This is a genomic window from Bacillus sp. BB51/4 (genome assembly GCF_008368845.1).
Lineage (GTDB): Bacteria > Bacillota > Bacilli > Bacillales > Bacillaceae_G > Bacillus_A > Bacillus_A wiedmannii.
This window is the reverse complement of sequence record NZ_QOSC01000009.1, coordinates 50,971-71,062: the sequence shown is the minus strand read 5'-3', so window position 1 is coordinate 71,062 and position 20,092 is coordinate 50,971. Positions and strand designations below refer to the sequence as shown.

21 protein-coding genes are annotated in these 20,092 nt (G+C 35.3%); 12 read left to right on the top strand and 9 right to left on the bottom strand.

Annotated elements, in window-relative coordinates:
* The first annotated feature begins 126 nt into the window (after nt 1–126).
* From serC to DN392_RS11385, 4 genes are all read left to right on the top strand, one after another.
* Nucleotides 127–1,209: a 3-phosphoserine/phosphohydroxythreonine transaminase gene (gene serC, locus DN392_RS11400; RefSeq protein ID WP_064057550.1), complete on the top strand. Its 1,083-nt coding sequence runs from the start codon at nt 127–129 to the stop codon at nt 1,207–1,209.
* A gap of 12 nt (nt 1,210–1,221) precedes the next feature.
* Entirely contained in the window at nt 1,222–2,394 is a 1,173-nt protein-coding gene (locus DN392_RS11395; RefSeq protein ID WP_064057466.1) for a 3-phosphoglycerate dehydrogenase family protein, read from the top strand.
* A 15-nt stretch (nt 2,395–2,409) separates the two neighbouring features.
* Nucleotides 2,410–3,657 carry a DUF1015 domain-containing protein gene (locus tag DN392_RS11390; RefSeq protein WP_064057467.1) on the top strand — a complete coding sequence of 416 codons (1,248 nt, stop codon included), beginning with the start codon at nt 2,410–2,412 and terminating at the stop codon, nt 3,655–3,657.
* An 85-nt stretch (nt 3,658–3,742) separates the two neighbouring features.
* A complete protein-coding gene (locus DN392_RS11385; RefSeq protein WP_000776363.1) occupies nt 3,743–4,120 on the top strand; it encodes a hotdog family protein in 378 nt (125 codons plus the stop codon).
* A 200-nt stretch (nt 4,121–4,320) separates the two neighbouring features.
* Here the strand turns inward: DN392_RS11385 and DN392_RS11380 are convergent, their stop codons facing one another.
* From DN392_RS11380 to DN392_RS11360, 5 genes are all read right to left on the bottom strand, one after another.
* Complete coding sequence (locus tag DN392_RS11380; RefSeq protein ID WP_000454078.1) at nt 4,321–4,716, bottom strand: DUF3224 domain-containing protein; 396 nt, start codon at nt 4,714–4,716, stop codon at nt 4,321–4,323.
* Nucleotides 4,717–4,760: 44 nt separating this feature from the next.
* Entirely contained in the window at nt 4,761–5,792 is a 1,032-nt protein-coding gene (locus tag DN392_RS11375; protein WP_048566073.1) for a S66 family peptidase, read from the bottom strand.
* A gap of 591 nt (nt 5,793–6,383) precedes the next feature.
* Entirely contained in the window at nt 6,384–6,671 is a 288-nt protein-coding gene (locus DN392_RS11370; RefSeq protein WP_071743063.1) for a hypothetical protein, read from the bottom strand.
* The gene (locus DN392_RS11365; RefSeq protein WP_001027129.1) at nt 6,668–7,771 is read right to left on the bottom strand and encodes a tetratricopeptide repeat protein; all 1,104 of its coding nucleotides are present in this window, start codon (nt 7,769–7,771) and stop codon (nt 6,668–6,670) included. Before DN392_RS11365 ends, DN392_RS11370 begins: the two co-directional genes overlap by 4 nt.
* Nucleotides 7,772–8,075: 304 nt before the next feature.
* Entirely contained in the window at nt 8,076–8,513 is a 438-nt protein-coding gene (locus DN392_RS11360) for a hypothetical protein (RefSeq protein WP_064449279.1), read from the bottom strand.
* A 468-nt stretch (nt 8,514–8,981) separates the two neighbouring features.
* Between DN392_RS11360 and DN392_RS11355 the strand changes: the two genes are divergently transcribed.
* From DN392_RS11355 to DN392_RS11330, 6 genes are all read left to right on the top strand, one after another.
* Nucleotides 8,982–9,623, top strand: coding sequence for an ATP F0F1 synthase subunit alpha (locus tag DN392_RS11355; RefSeq protein ID WP_048566075.1), 642 nt, complete (start codon nt 8,982–8,984; stop codon nt 9,621–9,623).
* Between the two features lie 179 nt (nt 9,624–9,802).
* The gene (locus tag DN392_RS11350) at nt 9,803–10,072 is read left to right on the top strand and encodes a 2TM domain-containing protein (protein ID WP_000438995.1); all 270 of its coding nucleotides are present in this window, start codon (nt 9,803–9,805) and stop codon (nt 10,070–10,072) included.
* Between the two features lie 339 nt (nt 10,073–10,411).
* Nucleotides 10,412–11,251 carry a YitT family protein gene (locus DN392_RS11345; protein ID WP_000747488.1) on the top strand — a complete coding sequence of 280 codons (840 nt, stop codon included), beginning with the start codon at nt 10,412–10,414 and terminating at the stop codon, nt 11,249–11,251.
* A 180-nt stretch (nt 11,252–11,431) separates the two neighbouring features.
* Nucleotides 11,432–12,109 (top strand): response regulator transcription factor, encoded by a 678-nt coding sequence (locus DN392_RS11340; protein ID WP_000781965.1) that lies wholly within the window; start codon nt 11,432–11,434, stop codon nt 12,107–12,109.
* A 1-nt stretch (nt 12,110) separates the two neighbouring features.
* Nucleotides 12,111–13,487, top strand: a complete 1,377-nt coding sequence (locus DN392_RS11335; protein WP_064449278.1) for a sensor histidine kinase — start codon at nt 12,111–12,113, stop codon at nt 13,485–13,487.
* 201 nt (nt 13,488–13,688) lie between these two features.
* A complete protein-coding gene (locus DN392_RS11330) occupies nt 13,689–14,159 on the top strand; it encodes a DinB family protein (protein ID WP_000821003.1) in 471 nt (156 codons plus the stop codon).
* 111 nt (nt 14,160–14,270) lie between these two features.
* Here the strand turns inward: DN392_RS11330 and DN392_RS11325 are convergent, their stop codons facing one another.
* The gene (locus tag DN392_RS11325; protein WP_048566078.1) at nt 14,271–15,530 is read right to left on the bottom strand and encodes an MFS transporter; all 1,260 of its coding nucleotides are present in this window, start codon (nt 15,528–15,530) and stop codon (nt 14,271–14,273) included.
* A gap of 69 nt (nt 15,531–15,599) precedes the next feature.
* Nucleotides 15,600–16,223, bottom strand: a complete 624-nt coding sequence (locus DN392_RS11320; RefSeq protein ID WP_088321384.1) for an ArsR/SmtB family transcription factor — start codon at nt 16,221–16,223, stop codon at nt 15,600–15,602.
* A gap of 183 nt (nt 16,224–16,406) precedes the next feature.
* On the opposite strand from DN392_RS11320, the gene DN392_RS11315 reads away from it, so the two are divergent.
* Nucleotides 16,407–17,471, top strand: coding sequence for an ABC transporter permease (locus DN392_RS11315; RefSeq protein WP_064449277.1), 1,065 nt, complete (start codon nt 16,407–16,409; stop codon nt 17,469–17,471).
* Nucleotides 17,471–18,142 (top strand): ABC transporter ATP-binding protein, encoded by a 672-nt coding sequence (locus DN392_RS11310; protein WP_064449276.1) that lies wholly within the window; start codon nt 17,471–17,473, stop codon nt 18,140–18,142. Before DN392_RS11315 ends, DN392_RS11310 begins: the two co-directional genes overlap by 1 nt.
* A gap of 64 nt (nt 18,143–18,206) precedes the next feature.
* Here the strand turns inward: DN392_RS11310 and DN392_RS11305 are convergent, their stop codons facing one another.
* Nucleotides 18,207–19,325, bottom strand: a complete 1,119-nt coding sequence (locus DN392_RS11305) for an LPXTG cell wall anchor domain-containing protein (RefSeq protein WP_064449275.1) — start codon at nt 19,323–19,325, stop codon at nt 18,207–18,209.
* A gap of 150 nt (nt 19,326–19,475) precedes the next feature.
* Nucleotides 19,476–20,069, bottom strand: coding sequence for an ATP-binding protein (locus DN392_RS11300; RefSeq protein WP_170771119.1), 594 nt, complete (start codon nt 20,067–20,069; stop codon nt 19,476–19,478).
* Between the last annotated feature and the right edge of the window lie 23 nt (nt 20,070–20,092).

The following is a 20,092-nucleotide window of genomic DNA, read 5'->3' as shown; positions in this document are numbered from 1 at the left end:
CAAGCGATTCCATTGCTTCTTGCGCCGTAATAATAGAAAACAAATTGACCGTATATTATATTTCGGGTTATAATTCAGAAAGTTTAAAAAATAATAAGAATGAGAAAGAGGGAGGTTATTAGGGTGATGGAGAGAGTATATAATTTTTCAGCTGGACCATCAATACTCCCTTTGCCAGTTTTAGAGAAAGTGCAAAAGGAGCTTGTAAATTATAACGGGACAGGCATGTCTATTATGGAAATGAGTCATCGATCTTCTTATTTTCAAAGTATTATAGATGAAGCGAGTAGCCTAATTCGTGAATTAATGAACATTCCTGATGAGTATGAAGTACTGTTTTTACAAGGTGGTGCGTCATTACAATTCTCTATGATACCGTTAAATGTAATGAATACGTACAAAAAAGCAGGGTACGTATTAACTGGCTCATGGTCTAAAAAGGCGATGCAAGAAGCTGAAAAAATAGGGGAAGTACAAGTGCTTGCTTCTTCTGAAAATGAGAAGTTTACGACAATTCCTAAACTGAATGGTTTACGAAGCGATGAAAAACTAGATTATGTACATATTACAACGAACAATACAATTGAGGGTACGAAATATGTGGACATTCCGCGTTTAGATAGAGTACCGCTCGTTGCGGATATGTCCTCAAATATTTTATCAGAACAATATGATGTTACGAAGTTTGGTCTTATATATGCGGGAGCGCAAAAGAATTTAGGGCCAGCGGGCTTAACGATTGCTATTATAAAAAGAGATTTAATTGGGGGAGCAGATCGCTCTTGTCCTACGATGTTAAACTATGAAACTTACAGCAAAAATAACTCCTTATATAATACACCGCCATCCTTTAGTATTTACGTAACGAAACTTGTACTAGAGTGGTTGAAAGAGCAAGGCGGGGTATCTGCGATTGAAGAACAGAATAGAATGAAATCTTCACTTCTTTACAATTTCTTAGATGAATCAAAATTGTTTACTTCACCAGTTGATCCTACGTATCGATCACTTATGAATATTCCGTTTACAACACCGTCAGAAGAGCTGAACAATGAGTTTTTACAAAAGGCGAAAGAATGCGGCCTTGTTACGCTAAAAGGACATCGCTCAGTCGGTGGTATGCGTGCAAGTATTTACAATGCGATGCCAGTACACGGTGTACAGCAATTAGTAAATTATATGAAGGAATTTGAACTTGAGAATAGATAGGGAGATGGGGTTATGTTTCGTGTTCAAACGTTAAATCAAATTGCGGAAAAGGGTTTGCAAGTCCTTGATGGAGAGCGTTATGAAGTAGGGGATAGAATGGATCACCCAGACGGTATTTTACTTCGCAGCTATTCTTTACATCAAGAAGAATTTTCAAAAGACTTAAAGGCGATTGCAAGAGCTGGTGCTGGTGTAAATAATATTCCTGTCGAGCGATGTACAGAAAAAGGGATTGTCGTATTTAATACGCCAGGAGCTAATGCCAATGCAGTAAAGGAACTCATTATCGCCAGCCTTATTATGTCTTCACGTAACATTATTAATGGAGTAAGCTGGACGAAAAATTTAGAGGGTGAAGAAGTACCGCAGCTTGTTGAGTCAGGAAAAAAACAATTCGTTGGATCAGAAATTGCAGGGAAACGTCTAGGTGTAATTGGCCTTGGCGCAATCGGTGCTTTAGTTGCGAACGATGCGTTAGCTTTAGGGATGGACGTTGTCGGATACGATCCTTACATTTCAGTTGAAACTGCATGGCGTCTTTCTACACATGTGCAAAGAGCATTTAGTTTAGATGAAATTTTCGCAACATGTGATTATATTACACTTCATATTCCTCTTACGAATCAAACGAAGGGAATTATTGGTGAACACGCTGTAGAGAAGATGAAAAAAGGTATGCGTTTATTCAATTTCTCTAGAGGAGAACTTGTAGATGAAAATGTTCTTCAAAAAGCGTTAGAAGAAGATGTTATTACGCATTACGTAACAGACTTCCCGAATGAAAATGTGATAAAGATGAAAAATGTAACAGCGACGCCTCACCTTGGTGCATCTACATCTGAATCAGAAGAAAATTGTGCAATCATGGCAGCGCGCCAATTACGTGAATATTTAGAGACAGGAAATATTCGTAATTCAGTAAACTATCCAAACGTTGAACTCCCTTATATCGGAAAGAAACGTATTACAATCATGCATCAAAACGTTCCGAACATGGTAGGACAAATTACAGGATGTTTAGCAGAACATCATATTAATATTGCGGATATGATTAATCGTAGTAAACATTCTTGGGCGTATACAATGATTGATATTGATAACGGAATTGATGATATAATAAAAGAGAACATTGTGGAAAATATAAGCAAAATTACAGGTGTTGTAGCCGTTCGAATGATTGTGTAAAGGAGAGAGGAAAACTTGGCAAAAATCCGACCGTTTCGGGCCATTCGTCCAGTAGAAGAAAAAGCAGCGGAAGTTGCAGCTTTACCGTATGACGTATTAAATAGTGAAGAGGCAAGAGAAGTTGTAAAAGGAAATCCGTATTCTTTCTTACACGTTGATAAAGCAGAAATTGATTTAGACCCAGCACTTTCACCGTACGATGATCGTGTATATGAAAAAGCGGGTGAAAATTTAAATCGATTTATACGAGAAGAAGTATTCATACAAGATGAAGAGCCAGCGCTATACATTTATGAATTGACGATGCAAGGAAGAACGCAGTCAGGTCTTGTCGTTTGTACATCTATCGATGAGTATGAAGATGATACAATTAAAAAACATGAAAGAACGCGTCATGAAAAAGAACTAGATCGCATTCGTCACGTAGATGTGTGTGACGCAAATACAGGTCCTATCTTTTTAACGTATCATGCAAAAGAAGAAGTGAAACGTTTCATCGCCAGCTGGAAAGAAGAGCATGCGCCAATCTATACATTTACAGCAGAAGACGGCGTGGAGCATGTTGCTTGGAAAATAGTTGATGAGGATGTAATTGCTACTTTAGTAAACGCATTTGAAGATATTCCTAGTCTTTACATTGCAGATGGACATCACCGCTCAGCATCAGCGGCAAAAGTAGGGCTAATGCGAAGAGAACAATATCCAAATTACACAGGAGAAGAGGAGTTTAATTTCTTCTTATCGGTTTTATTCCCTCACGATGAATTATCCATTTGGGACTATAACCGAATTGTAAAAGACTTAAACGGCTTATCAGAAGATCAGTTTTTAAAGCAAATCACGCAATACTTTTATGTAGAAGAAGCAGCTGTTTCTCCGTATAAACCAAATGAGCCAAAAACTTTTGGAATGTATGTAAATGAGAAGTGGTATAAGCTTACAGTGAAAGAGGAAACGTTTGATGCGAACGATCTTGTGAAAGGATTAGATGTATCTATCCTGCAAGATCATTTATTAAGCCAAGTACTTGAAATACACGATCCGCGATCTGATTCACGCATCGATTTTGTCGGAGGAATCCGCGGATTAGAAGAACTAGAACACCTTGTAAATAGCGGTGAATATAAAGCAGCGTTTTCATTATATCCGACATCAATGGAAGCTTTATTAGCAATCGCAGACGCCGGAGAAGTTATGCCACCAAAATCAACGTGGTTTGAACCGAAACTGCGTAGTGGGTTGTTTGTACATTCTTTAAAGTAAATATAGACTTCTTTAGATTGAAAAACCGAAATGATTATAGTTTCGGTTTTTCTTATGTTAAAAGTGTTTTTGAGGAGGGGTATAGATGAAATTGCAAGTAGGCGAAAAAATCACCTTTGAGCGAACTTTTACGAAAGAGGATGTTGTTTTATTTACGGAAGTATCGAAAGATGAAGGTGTTCATCATGTTACTCCAGATGAGCAGGGGAGATTTGTTGTACAAGGGCTGTTAACATCAACGCTGCCTACAAAAATTGGCGGTGATTATAACGTACTAGCTCGCAAGATGGATTTTGAATTTTTACGTCCTGTTTTTAGCGGTGATACAATTCGTTGTGACGTAACCATTGAACAATTTGAGCCCGATGAAAAAAATCGAACAAAAATTATTGCGATGTTTACTTGTATAAATCAAATTGAAAAAGAAGTAATGAAGGGGAGTTTTTCTGGGATTATTCTTTAGTTAGTAGGAAAAGTAATGAATAGGTGGGGGCTTCATGCCTCTCAGACTTAGAGTTTTAATTCCTCTCAGAACGAAAATTTTATGTAATATACTCTGTTCTTTTCTTAACTATTAGGAAATAGTTGAATAAGCTCGTCAACAAAAAGGACATTCCTAGTATTACAAGAAATGTCCTTTCCGCTAAAATGTAAGGTATTTTGTTAAAATTCAAACTCTAAAATTAGTTTACTAGTTTGACCTGTAAACTGATAATGATAGGATCCTCTCAGATTTTCTAAGTTACCAGTAGCTTTAATAATTGTTCCTGGGGAATCTAGATTTCCTTTATCAAATATTCCTTGCTCTATAGCTGTAAATGTCCCTTGTTGCCCCTTATAAATTCCTTCAAAGTGTAAAAATCCAGAAATTTTAGCAGTAGCCAAGTGACCATCATTTATATTTGAGTCTAAATAATATAACAAGTATTCAACAAAAGCTTTTCCTTTTAATTCACCATCAATATCATATTCAACATGGGCAATATTGATAGGGAAATCTTTTCTAGTATCATCGATTAGTTTTTCATCCCATTTACTTACTGTAAATGTTACTTCCATAAACGTAATCTCCCTCCAATTAGATACTTATTTAAAGTTCCCCTTTATTCCACGCCACTCTCTAAAATAGAGAAAGACCCATTTTCACAATCAATTTCTGCCATTGCACCGTAAGGTAAAATAAACTTCGGTTCAGTATGGCCAAAATTTAAATTATAAAGAATCGGCAAATCTTCTAAATGGTGTTCCTTCATAACTGTAAGTATTTCATGTTTATATTCTTCATAATATGTTTCGTCTTTCGGTTTACCGAAGATGATCCCTTTTGCTTTTTGCAGAATGCCTTGCGCTGCATAATTTCGTAACCAATACTTTATATAACTTGGTTCTGGATGATCTTCAGAAGTTTCAAAGAAGAGAATGCTATCCTCCCAATGTTTTTTCTCAGGCCAAATCTCCGTTCCTTTTGCAAATTCCAATACTTCTATACATCCACCAATTAAACGCCCTTGTACAGTGGTAGAGCCCTGAAGTAGTTCATATCCATTGTTTTGTTGCATCGTACGCCTTTTATCTTTATTTACCTCTATCCATTCTAAACGCTCACTCGTCCATTCATGAGCTGGTTGAATCTCGCCAATCGTTTCATTGGAAAAGAGAGTTCGATTTACCATTTCAACTGTATATCGATCCATCTCTACATTTTCGGCAAAGTCGGTCAAAATTGCTGGACCGTATAAAGAGGAAAGCCCTGCTTTATGGCAAAATAAATGTGAAATAGTAACGTCAGAGTATCCCATAAAAATTTTCGGGTTTTCACGTATCACATTAAAATCTATATAGGGAAGTAAGCGAATGCTATCTTCACCGCCAATATTCGCAATAATTGCTTTCACGCGCGTATCTTTAAATGCTGTCATTAAATCTTCCGCACGAGCCTCTGGGTTGTTATAAAGGTATTCGCTACCTTTTAAGCTATTTGGCATGGGAATAACCGTAAGACCAAAAACTTCTTCTAATCTTTTTACTCCTTGCTCATATCGCCATCTTATTTCAGAATCACCTGCACCGCCCCATGAAGGGCTTACTGTCGCCACGATATCTCCTGCTTGTAACCTCTTTGGTTTTATTAACATGTTAACTCCGCTCCTACATAATGTAATGGACTACGATTATACAAACTGTATCATTGAAAAAACATGATGCATGACATTAGTTTCTTCATCATCAATCCGTTTACCTGCTGATATGCAAGAATTTAGCAGTAGTGTTGAATATAGGAATAATCGATTTATATTAAAAAGTACAGTATGCAACATTGCATAAGAAAGATGGTTGCTATTTTTCACTAATTGTAACTATATTGGTTGCAGGTTGGTCGTAACCAATCAAAAAATATAATCATCATGAATGGAGAGGTTACAGCTTTTCCTGAATAAGAAAGCTATCGCCTTTAGGCACACTTGGGATGAAAGTGAGATTGGATACGGAGTGTCACTAAAAATCGCAACGTTCGTAGTACTTTAAGTGTCTGAGGTATAGGTAGTTTCTTCGGTTTTTTTGTTGGGATTTTTAGGGGAGTATTCTTTAATTATTAGATAGAGAGGTAAAATAAAAATACACCTAATTACTAGGTGTATTTTTTAGACTTGAAAACCACATAACATCGAATAGTTTTCTTGTAAACATATAGGAACGTAATCTAAATTATTTTTAATTTTGTTAACTTACCAACCTGTACCATGCTCAGAATTAGCAGGAGCGCCGCTAGTATTGCCATGAGATTCAACTTTTGGAGCAGGGAAATGTTCATGCCCTTCTTGTTTAGGAGCCCCACCAGTGTCACCGATGTTTAATGCAGGAGCGCCGCCAGTATGGCCCTCAGAAAAAGAAGGAGCTGGTGGAGACGGGAAGTGAGTATGTCCAGCTTGATTTGTGAAACCTGCGTTTAAGCCAAATGCAGCAATACCCGTAAATGCAATACCTAAAGCGATTTTACCAATTGTTTTTTTCATTTCTTTAACCCTCTTTCATTTGATTTTTTTGCTATTGTACTATTAAAGAAGTATAAACTTGCTTTTTCATGTTGTTGTTTGTTATAAAACGCAAGAGCTAGTTTTTCAAGATACTCAGAAACATAGATATATAAAGATTCTTTATTGAAGTATTCAATTCCTTCTAAAACAATCGGTTCAATTTTGTCTAATTCAGTTTGATTCGTGAAAGCTTCTAATATAGCAAAGTGATGTTTGTGCTCTTCATTACCAAGTTCAGAAATAAGTTGTTTCCCTATTTTAATGTAGTGGTTTGCTTTGTCGATAAGTCCTAATTTTTCATGTTCTTGTGCAAGTAAGAATATAGCTTTGTAGTGAGATGGGATTTTTTCAACAACTTGTGTCAAGTGACGAATCGCTTCTTCAGAAAGATTCTGGCTAGCATATAGATGACCTAGATTACCGCGCACATACAGTTGTAATGATTCTTCATTTAATTTTTGGAGAATATCTAACGCTTTGTTATAGCTTTCCTCAGCTTGTTCAAAATGTCCTACGTCTACATAAGAAGCACCAAGTACACTTAAACAGGATGAAATATTTCTTTCACATCCGTGTTGCGTTTCAAAAAATTCTAATGCTTTAGAAGCATTTACAATCGCAAAACTTGGTTGTTGTTGGTGACAATGATAAGCAGCGTATCGGTAATAGAAATCAGCTTGTTCAATTTGACTGTGTCCGGATAAAAGTGCTTGTGCTTTTAAGAAATATTCTTCTGCTTCTTGATAATGATTAATTGCTGCAAAATGAATCGCTTTATAATAATGATATAGATAAGATAAATGTTTATCTTCTGGTTTTTCTTGGTCTTCTATGAATTGAAAACTATCTTTCGTGATTGATAGTCCATCTGTCAGAGCTGTATGTCGGAACTGGAGTAATGCGTAATATAAGTGATAAAGTGGAAATGTTTCTGTTTCTTTCAAAAGCATTTCTTCATGTTCTTTTTTAGCTTCTTGAAACTGAATTTGTGCTTCCTTAACGTTTTGCGTTAAGATTGCATGGTACCAAGCTTCTAAATGCTTTGTTGTATACGTATGTCCCGTTAATGAAATGTTCATATTAGCCCCCTTGTATATTTTTCTATATAATTGTAACTATAATGGTAACATATTAAAAAGTAATTATATGGAATTTTTTCTTGATAAACAATATTCTGAATTTTCAAAGCTTGTAAAACCTGTCAATCCTTGTGTTTTTATAGTGTTTTCCATGTTTTTTGGGGGAAAGGGATCATAATTAACTATAGAATCTTAATAAAATGATGTCACATGCACAGTACTAAAATAAAAGTTGAGAAAGTATGCATGAGGTCTGAATAGGATGAAAAGATAACCCCCCTAGTTATATAGCTAGGGGGGGGTGTTAAATAGTTTCACCGTGAGCTTCTAGTTTTGGAGCAGGGAAATGTTCGTGCCCCTCAAGTTTTGGAACAGGAGTATCGCCAATATTGAAAGCAGGAGCCCAAGTATCCCCTTTATTATATGATGAAATAGGAGGTCTTCCATGATCATAAGCAGGAGCCCATGAATCTCCATGTGAATCTAATTTAGGAGTAGGAAGATCCCCATGTCCCTCTAATTTCGGGGCAGGAAGATCAGCATGGCTCTCTAGTTTAGGAGCAGGGAAATCCCCATGTCCCTCTAATTTTGGGGCAGGGAAATCAGCATGGCTCTCTAGTTTAGGAGCAGGAACATCGCCATGCTCCGCTTTTACAACGCCGCCATCCCCAATATTTACACCAAAAAGACCAAAGCTGAATACCGATAAACCTACAACAGCTGTACTAATTTTTCTTTTCAATCTATATCTCTCCTTTTGCTATGGTTTTCCATTTTGTCTAAACGTGGTAGATAAAATGAAATAAATCGTAAAAAATTACCAATTATATTACGATATACGAATAATTCTGTGTAATATTTTGTAAAACCTCCTTGAAATTTGAATTTTATGAAAATAAAATTCGACATGGTTCATTTTTCAATTCGTTGAATAGATTTTGATTGAGTTTTTATAAAGCTATTCGCTAACTTTAGGACCGAAAGCGGCTCTTAATTTCTTTATACCGTGCCCATAAGGTTATTTTAGCTTTGAATTAAATTAACTATTATAATTCGAGAATTTAGTCCTCTTGCTGCATATTTAAAAGTTACAGTATGCAACATTGCATAAGAAAGATGGTTGCTATTTTCTACAACCTGTAACTATAATAGTTACAGGTTGGTCGTATCCAATCAAAAAATAAAATCATCATGAATGGAGAGGTTACATATGGGTATGAAAAAAATAATTTTAGCAGGTGCTTTAGGGATCGCAGCATTATCAGGAACGAATTTACCAGGGTTAGAACTAACAAAAGCGAGTGCTGCTTCTATTGAATCGAATTTCTCAACATTAGAAGGACGAGTGGTAGAAGTAGATAACGGTGTAATTGTTGTAAAATCTAAGCAATATGAGGAGCCTGTAAGTGTGTATATAGATACCCTTTCAAATGTGAAAGTAGGGGATGAGGTTAAAGCTACTGGATCTATGATGCGTAATTTTACAGAATATATGGTTGCAACTGCAGTTGAAAATACAACAAACAAGTTGGGCATGCATATGAAAGAAGACGGTTCTCCTGATTATGTAATTGGTGAAGTATCAAAAATAGGAACGATGGAAGATGAGGGAGACGGTGCTACTACATATGTCGTAGTTGAATATCCATCGCTAAACGGGAAGAAAGTTATTATTGATGTTTTCTTAACAAAGGGGCAAGTGTTTAAAACGGGTGAGAAAGTGAAAGTTGATATGAAGTATGTAGGATGGGGCGGAAGTTCTATTAACTGGAACACAACGGACAACATTGAAAAGGTTCATGAGGTAAAGAGCAACGCTGAAAATAATGATGATGTTTGGATTTGGTCTTAATTAGACTTCTGTAAATAACAAATGTATCATGCAGTATCCATCAAATGATCATGTGTATGATTATTTGATGGGTACTTTTTTGTTTTGTATTTTATTGAGAATAAGGGATTTCCGATTTGAATATGATGTTTAAATCGGAGCGAATTTAAAAAATACAATAATGAAAGAGGTGTTTATATATGGAGCGAGATGAGAATTATTTACGAGCTAAAAAAAGGGTGGAGAATTTAAAAGCGTTTTATATTCATTTAACGGTGTATATACTAGTTAACTTAATGCTTTTTTTCATAAATATAAGCTCTGATTCAAGTAAATTATGGTTTTTATATCCACTTGGAGGTTGGGGGATCGGTATCGTTATACATGGTTTGACAACTTTTCCAGTTGGGATATTCGGAAAAGAGTGGGAAGAACGAAAGATTAAAGAATATATGGAGAAAGATAAGTAAATTTATTTCTGGAATGTATGAATATAAATCTCTGGGATCAAATGTTTGATGCGAAGTCTATTCTATAGCTTCGCCTATTTGCTTTGTATTCGAAGTTTGTGCGAGTGAGTGTTCATATTCATTTTTTTAGCATCAACTGCATGTGAAATCAAAACTTTACTTGTGGTACATAATAAATACAGTTGTTTTACTTTTTAAATTACATGTGGATATAGGATAAAGTTGTTTTATCATCCTATATTAAAATAAAAATAAACCACTGTTCGATTTGAATATTCCACGATATAATAGTGAGAGTTTATGACAGAATAAATATTTACATAAGAAGTGAGGTACTGTATGAAAAAAAGAACGACAGACATTATTTTTATTATTATCGGTGCATTTCTTTTTGCGTTAGGTGTCAATTTGTTTGTTATTCCGAACGAGTTTGGTGAGGGCGGGGTAACAGGTATCACGATTATTACGTACTATTTATTTGAGTGGTCACCAGGCTTAGTTAACTTAATTTTAAATGCGATATTGTTAATAGCTGGTTATAAATTTTTGAATAAGATCACAACAATTTATACGATCATCGCTGTAGTTACGAACTCGCTATTTCTTCATTTAACAGAAGGATGGACGATTGCTTCTGATGAAATGCTCGTAAATGCCATTTTCGGTGGAATATTTATCGGATGCGGGATTGGTCTTATTATTCGCGTTGGCGGAACAACAGCAGGTACTACTATCTTAGCAAGGATGACGCATAAATATTTAGGATGGAGCATTAGCTATGGTTTACTGTTCTTCGATTTAATTGTTGCGTTTTCATCTTATTTCATCATTGGTGCAGAAAAACTGATGATAACAATTATTATGCTATATGTAGCAACGAAAGTGATGGAGTTTGTAATTGAAGGTTTAAATCCGAAGAAAGCCATTACGATTATTTCTGATAACCCGAATGAAATTGCCGGGAAGGTAACTACCTTAATGGGCAGAGGGGTTACTGTGTACTCAGGTCATGGCTATTACACGAAAACTCCGAAGGAAATTCTTTATGTTGTTATTAATAAGCAAGAAGTAGTGAAGCTAAAACGGATTGTTCAAACTACAGATCCGGCTGCGTTCATCGCTATACACGATGTTCGTGACGTATTTGGAGAAGGATTCGTTGATATTTCTAAAGCATAGAAATTACTTTTCATTAAAATAATCTTAATACTAAAACGTAAGAATCTATTTTGAATAATCTTTTTTCAAAATAGATTCTTTTTATTTATCTTAAAATGTTGGTTTGTTTTTCTTTTTCTTGCAAAAAATCCAATTGTTTCTTAAGGTAAGGATGTAGAAGGATGAACGAGAGAGGGTTTAATGAAGATGATACATATTTTATTAGCTGATGATGATAAGCATATTAGAGAGTTACTACATTACCATTTACAAAAAGAGGGGTTTAAAGTTTTTGAAGCGGAAGATGGGAAGGTAGCGCAAGAAGTATTAGAGAAGGAAAACATTCATCTTGCGATAGTAGACATTATGATGCCGTTCGTTGATGGCTATACGTTATGTGAAGAAATTCGTAAGTATCATGATATCCCTGTTATTTTATTAACAGCAAAGGATCAGTTAGTCGATAAAGAAAAAGGATTCATTTCTGGTACGGACGATTATATTGTAAAGCCATTTGAACCAGCTGAAGTCATTTTCCGTATGAAAGCATTATTGCGTCGTTATCAAATGCTGAGTGCTGACATTATTACACTTCACGGAACGACAATTGATCGTAAAGGTGTTGAAGTGAAGTGTAACGGTCAAACGATTTTACTTCCGTTAAAGGAATTTGAGTTATTATCACAACTTGCTAGTTATCCTGGAAGAACATTTTCAAGAGAAGAATTAATTGAATTAGTATGGGGAATGGATTTTGAAGGAGATGAACGAACAGTTGATGTTCATGTGAAGAGACTACGAGATCGTTTCTCAAAACGAACAGACGATTTTCACATTACAACGGTGCGCGGACTCGGTTATAAGTTGGAGTTGAAATAAAATGAAATCACTATACTCTAGATTTGTATTTATGACGGTTGGGATTATGCTTCTTAGTAGTATTATCGGTTTTTTATTAACAAATGTGTACTATCAAGTGAAGTTAAAACCGTATAACAGTGAAAAGATTTTAAAGTACGCTGAGGAAGTTAAATCGTTATATGAAAAGCAAAGTGAAGAAAATAAAGAGACGTATTTATATTCTATTGCGAAATTAGGATATGAAATTTATATTGTCGATGATCAAAAGAATGGAAAGCGTATCGGAAATGCGTTTCGTAAGACGTCTATTAGCGACGATACAGTTCATAAAGTATTACAAGGGGAAACGTTTAATGGTGTTTCCACATATCCAACGCGCTTATTTATTACAGGATTTTTCGATAATGAATTAATAAATAGTGTCGGTGTACCAGTGCAACACGGTGATAAACAGTACGCTTTATTTATTCGTCCCGACATTCAGAACCAATTTGGCGAGATGCGAATTTTCTTAGCGGTATTACTTGGATTTATCGTACTATTAAGTATTATCTTTATTGCGATTGCAGCAGGTTACATCGTTCGTCCCATTCGTAAATTTACGAAGGCTACGCAAAAAATTGCGAGTGGTAAATATGAAATTGAATTAGATGTAAAACGAAAAGATGAAATTGGTACGTTATCTACAAGCTTCCAGAAGATGACGAAGAGTATAAAAGAATTAGATGAAATGAGACAAGAATTTGTTTCGAACGTCTCGCATGAATTTCAATCGCCACTTTCTTCTATACAAGGTTTTTCGAAAACATTGCAATCAGAAAAGATGAGTGAAGAAGAAAGAAATCATTACTTACGAATTATTGAGGGTGAAAGTAAGCGAATGTCTAGTTTATGTAAACAGTTACTTACGCTCGCTTCTTTAGATAAAGAAGAGAAAGTATTACAAATAAAAGAATTCAATTTGCAGAAGCAAATTAAAGACGTCATTTTTATGCTCGAATGGAAATGGCGGGAAAAAGATATCGCTGTGGAATTTGATGTGCCGGACATTACAATACAAGGTGATGAAAACTTACTTCATCAAGTATGGAGCAATATTTTTACGAATAGCATTAAGTTTTCAAATGATGCTGGAACGATTGAATTTGTTGTAGAAGAATTAGAATCAAGTGTGATGATCTCTATATCAGATAACGGAATCGGTATGGAGCAAGAAGAAATGGATCGTATTTTTGAACGTTTTTACAAAGTAGATACAGCAAGAGCAAGAAACGTAGAAGGTAGTGGTTTAGGATTATCGATTGTGCAGAAGATTGTGGAACTGCATAATGGAAATGTTTCAGTGTATAGTACGAAAGGGGAAGGGACGACCGTTCAGGTTGAGCTTCCGAAATAGATGGAAGAGGCTGCTTCGGAAGGGCCTCTTCTTTTTTGGTTTCTAGTATACGTGTAAAGTGAAAAGATGTGAGTCATTTTCATTACATAATCGGACGAGTTTGTGGAGTGAGCTCAGGAGGAAGTTTATTTAAACATGTAGAATCTCTACAGAGTTATAAGGATTTCATTGAGACTTTAACTATTTAGGGAGGAAATTACTTTGAAACGAATTGACTTGTTATTAAACGTACTAGATTCAACATTCGATAAAGAGAGTTGGTATGCACCGTTTAAACATGCTATAGAAGGACTTACAGCCGAACAGGCTATGTGGAAACCATCTGGTGAGGCAACGAATACCATTTGGGAGAACGTTAATCATCTCATTTATTACAAAGAGAGGCTTGCTGCAAAATTGGAAGGCCATGAATGGACACATAATCTTGACGGTAATGACACTTTTTATCTTACTAAGCAATCTAATGATGACACAGAATGGAAGGAAGTCGTTGAACGTTCTGAAAATGCTCAGCGTAATTTAAGGCAGGTATTAAGTGCAATTTCCGAAAAAGAGCTGGAACAAAATTCATTAGAGGGGAAATTACTAGACATCATGCTTCATGATGCTTATCATACAGGCCAAATTATTCAATTAAGGAAAATGCAGGGGTCTTGGCCATCAAATCGATAATTGAACGTTTTAGTGGGTGCTATTGTTATATTTTTAGTGAAGGATTTTTCATTCAAAATTAAATAATTATAACCCCGTCCCCAATTTAGAACGGGGTTAAATTTGTTCCTGCTATAAAGCCGTACCTTTCCCGCGCTCTACTTTAAACCGAACCCCAAAAGTATCCGCTGTAATTTCATCAGCTTTCGGCAATGCTCGTAATTTTGGATGAAGCAGCCATACGAGAGAAATAAAGAAAATACCGATGCTAGCGAGTGCGAAAATGAGTTGGCTACTAAATACATTTGCGGTGTATCCGCCAATTAAGGAACCGAACGGCATAGCAATTTTGCCCATACTTCCTATGACTGTATTGATGCGTCCGATATATTGATTTGGGATTACAATTTGACTAATTGTCGCGAATAATATGTTGGTCGCACCAATTGGAATCCAAGCTAGGCCGAATAAGAAAATAGATAGCCATTGAAACGGTACAATGGTAGAGAGAAACCAAAAGATAGCGCCAGTCGCAAAGCCAATAATAGAGACGTGGCCAACATTGCGTTTACCAACCCATGAACTGAATAATGCTCCAATTAAACTGCCGGCTGATATAGCGGCTAAGAAGAAGCCATATGATTTCACGCCTCCTAAAGAATCAGCGAAAGAAGGGAGTATCGCCATCGTCATACCAATTGAAAAATTAGCGACTACTGAACCGATTAAGAATACGCCTATTAATGAACGGAAGACGATCGAAAAACCTTCTTTTAAATCAGAGAAATATTGTTTAGTTGAAAGTGATGTATTGGTTTCTACTTGCTTTGGCATTTTCAATGAAAAGAACAAAAGGGCAGTAATTGCGAATGTAAAAGAGTCGATTACGTATAAAGTGATAGCGCCAAGTAGTGCTACTAATATGCCAGAAAGCGTCGTGCAAATTAAATCAATGCCTTGATACGCAAATGAAAAGAGTGAATTTCCTTTTAATAATTGTGTTTTATGCAGTAGAAGTGGTAAAGCTTTTGATTGTGCGGGATAGGCGAATTGTTCGATAAAGGCTACGATGGGCATAATAATCAGTAGTAGTTGAACTGTTAATAGATCGAAGTAGTGTGTAATAGGAATGATTAAAATAAGAATGCATTGCAAAACTTGTGTGATGACGAGGGTGTTTTTGATTGACCATCTATCAACGAATGGACCGGTAAGAAATTGAAGTGTAGAAGGTAATAACGTAAGAAAACCAGCTAATCCAGAATAAAAAGGATTACCACTCAGCTTGTATACGAGCCACATCGCGGCTACATAATACAAGCTATCTCCTATGTTTGTAAAAATTCTCCCTAAAAATAATAAGAGGAAATTCCGGTTTTTTAATATGTCCATTTAATCTACTCCTTTATAAAAAAATTATTCGGTAAAATAAATTTGACCGTTAGTGTAAAAAAAATCGTATTACGATTTTTCTTCTTTTTTCACAAAGCGCTGCATCGCTCGTTCATCGATTTGTAGTGCAGTAGTAGAAATGTAATAAGATTTACTATTTGGATCTTTATCTGCGTCTTTTGCAATCTCATTTAATTCAGCCATTAATTCATGAAACTTTTTCACCCATACTTGAAATTGTTCTGGCGTTGCATCAAACTCCCAGCAAGACGAAACGTAATTCCACTCAGCGGGATCTTCGCTTACTTTTCGTAATGTAAAAGCTTCTTCTGGTGCAGCGAGAATATGGCTTTTCGTTCTTTCTGTCATTTGTAAAAAGATTTGGTGACCTGATTCACTTAATATTTCTAAATGAGGTAATAGTTCAGCAGCAGGGGTAAAACCTCTAGCGACAGATTGATAAAACTTTTGAACGATGCCATTCTTTTCTTCTGTATAAACAATTTCTATAAAACCATTCTTCTCTAATTCTTTTAAATGATAATGAATTTTAGCCCTTGAAATGCCGAATTTTTCAGATAGTAGTTGTCCTGTATAAGGTCGTTCGCATAGACGCATCATCATTTCGACACGTAGTGGATCGCTTATTGCTTTTAGTTGGCTATAAGTAGTTAGTGTTAACATGGGCTTCAAAATGATCAACTCCTCAAATAAAATTACTCGGTCAATATTATTACTGAATTGTATCAAGGATTCAAATTATTTTCAATACTTTCTGAAAATTTAATCTTATCCTCTGTAATCTTCTGTTCATATTCCGTTCATATTTCTTTTTTATGATGAGTGCATAGAAAGAAAGAGGAAGGAGCGAGCGAAATGTTTTTAGCTCTGCGTGAATTAAAACAATCAAAATTAAGATACGGATTAATCGGACTGATTATGGTGTTATTATCATTTTTAGTTCTTGTTATTTCAGGATTAGCAAATGGATTATCATATGATAATGCTTCATCGATTCAAAATATGGAGGCAAATAAGTTCGTCTTAGCAGATGATGCGGAAAATAAATTACTTCGTTCACAAATTAAGAAAGACGATGTAAATAACGTAGTAAATCAAGTAGGCGAGAAAGAGGCCGTTCCGTTTCGTGTGAAAGTTTCAACGTATGAAAAGAAAGACAGTTCGAAAAAAGTGGATGTTGCTATTTTCTCAAGTGAACGCGATTCATTTTTAGAACCGAAAATTGTAAAAGGTGAGAAATTAGGTACAGCAAACAACGAAATGGTTGCTGATGAATCAATTAAAGAAAAAGGAATCGATATTGGAGATACAATTATCGATCCTGTTTCAAAGAAAGAATTTAAAATCGTTGGATTTACGAAAGATCAAATGTTTAGCCATACACCAGTCGTTTATGTAAATGAAGACGTATGGGGTGCTATTTCACAACCAAACCAAAAAGATTATAGTGCAATTGCGCTGAATACAGATAAAGATATTAAAAATGCACATGTTATCGACAAAAAAGAAGTATTACAAAGTATTCCAGGATTTAAAGAAGAGCAAGGAACATTAACGATGATTATTGCGTTCTTACTTGTTATCGCTGCGTTACTAATCGGTGTATTCTTCTACGTCATTACACTGCAAAAAACACAGCAATTAGGTGTATTAAAAGCAATCGGTACAAAGAACTCTTATTTAGCAAATAGCTTAGTCGTACAGGCGTTATTCTTATCAGTTGTGGCGATGGTAATCAGCATTGTTCTTGTACAAGGATTAGAACAAATTTTACCAGCAGGTATGCCGTTCTTATTAACAACACCGATGATTGCACAATATGCAGCAATCTTTATCGTCATTAGTATTTTAGGAACACTGATTTCGTTATATCAAGTATTAAAAGTTGATGCATTAGAAGCAATTGGAGGCGGGATGTAATGACTTCATTATTAAAATTAGACAAAGTAAGTAAAGTGTACGGAGAAGGGAATACGGAAGTAACAGCCCTTCATCCGATGTCGCTTGATGTGAAAGCTGGAGAGTTTATCGGAATCGTCGGTCCTTCGGGATCAGGGAAAAGTACATTATTATCAATCGCGGGTGCTTTATTATCACCATCAAAAGGGGATATTTACATTCGTGAGCAAAATATTACGAAGTTATCAGAAAAGGAAATGACAGACATTCGTTTGAAAAAAATCGGTTTCATTTTCCAATTCGCAAATCTTGTTCCATACTTAAATGTAAAAGAACAATTGCTTTACATTGCAAAGCTTAAAAAAGATAACAAACAAGAATCTGAAAAGCGCGCGGATCACTTATTAGCAGCATTTGGATTAGGAGAAAGAAAAAATCATTATCCAAATCAACTATCTGGTGGAGAAAAACAAAGGGTAGCAATCGCTCGCGCGTTCATGAACAACCCAGATTTAATATTAGCGGATGAACCAACGGCAAGCTTAGACTCAAAACGCGCACGTGAAGTTGTAGAAATGATGAAACGTGAAGTGAAAGAAAGTCAAAAAGCAGCCATTATGATTACGCATGATGAAAGAATGCTTGATGTATGTGATCGTATATTGACGCTTAGAGATGGGAAGTTAATATAAAGAAAAAGGACAATCGCACATAAATGTGCGGTTGTCCTTTTTATAAAATATAGTTATAAGGGCCTTATTTTGAGAATAACGCTTTAATTTTATTTCGTGTTACTAATAAAACGCCGCCTAAGACAGATAACATACCTAAAGCCATATTGTTTGATTGCTCACTACCAGCGTTAGGGAGTTCTCTAGCATTATTGTTTGTGTTTGTAGTACCAGTCTTTGTTTCAGTTTGTTTCGCTTGAGATACTTCATTAATTTTGTTATCTACATTTTGCTTCGTAGTATGTACCTCAGCTAATTTGTCATCAATTTTTTTCTCAGTATGTTTAAAGTCGTTGATTTTAATATCTAAGTCTTGTTTTTTCTTTGTTAAATCGTCTGAAACAGTTTGTTTCGCTTGTTTCATTTCGTTAATTTTATTTAGTAAATCTTCTCTAGCTTTTTGTAATTCAGCTAGTTTGTTTTTTACATCTTGTTTAGCTAGTTCTAAGTTAGCGGAAAGACTATCTAAATTGCCTTTAATTTTTTTAAGTTCCTCTAACGTGTTTCCAGTATTCGGCTTGTTTTCTTTTAGCTCAGCAAGTTTGTCCTCAGCAGTTTGTTTTGCTTTCTTTAACTCAGCTAATTTTTCATCTACCTGTTTTTTAACTTCCTTAAGTTCATTAACCTTTTGATCGATATTTTCTTTATGTTGTTTAATTTCATTCACTTTTTCATCGACAGTTTGTTTATGTTCTTTAATCTCATTAACCGTATTATCGATATTTTGCTTATGTTCTTTCACTTCAGCAACTTTATCTTCTACTTGTTTTTTATGCTCTTTAATTTCAGCGATTTTATCTTCGGCGATTTGCTTGTCTTGCTGAAGTTTTGCATCTAACTCTTGTTTACGTTGTTTCATTTCGTTAATTTTTTCATCAGCAACTTGTTTACGCTCATGTAGTTCATTAACCTTCGTATCAACATTTTCCTTAACCTTGTTAAGTTCATTCAATGTTTGATCCACGTTTTCTTTGTGTTGCTGCAATTTCGCATCTAACTCTTGTCTATGTTGCTTAATTTCAGCTAATCGATCTCCCGTACTTTGCTGAGGAGTAGCATCAGTTACTTCCGCATGAGCAGAGTTTGCGCCAGCAATCATTGCTAAAGCTAGTGTAGACGCAGCGATTGTTTGTTTTGTTTTCATATTTTTATACCTCTTTTCTTTCATATGCATGAGCTGTTTTGTGTAAAATTGAGCATATAGAAGTAGATTATCTTATCATTATATACCATGTTAAGTGGTTAGAGGAAGGATTTGCATAATAATCTATGATTATGTAATTTTTAAATTCTTTTATTTTGGAGTAGGGGGCAAATCTTTAGCTAGATGAATAATTTCTTCTATAGTAGAGTTTACATCCTTACTATTACGAATGACAAACAAATAATTAGCCTCGTTTTCTATCGGATCCACCACATCTTCATGTTGCGATTCAGCCTGTTGTCGATCGAGTACTTCTTTAAAACTAGAATAACCACCTCTAAAAATATTGGTACTTCGCGTGCTTCGAGCTATTCTTTCGTAAAGTACTTCATCAGGAATGTCAAAATGAACGAGTATGCGTACATATTTATTTTGTGGAAATAATTCGTTTAGTAAATATAATCTTCCGTTTTTACTGCGATTGGAGTTGCAAATAATAAGGTGTAGATTTGTATATTCTTTTGCATAATCAACAATGAATTTCGAAAGACCGTGCTTAAATGTATTTGGGCCTTCGTCCGGCTGTAATTTTTCATAATGCGTGTTAATGAATTCAGCTTGGTTATCTTGATCCATAACGAAAGAGTGGGGTAACTTTTTTTCTAGTTCTTTAGCAAATGTAGTTTTTCCGCTGTGTGTTTTTCCTACGGTAATGATCACTAATCTTTTCATATTGGCCTCCATATGTATTGTTATAATTTGGGTAT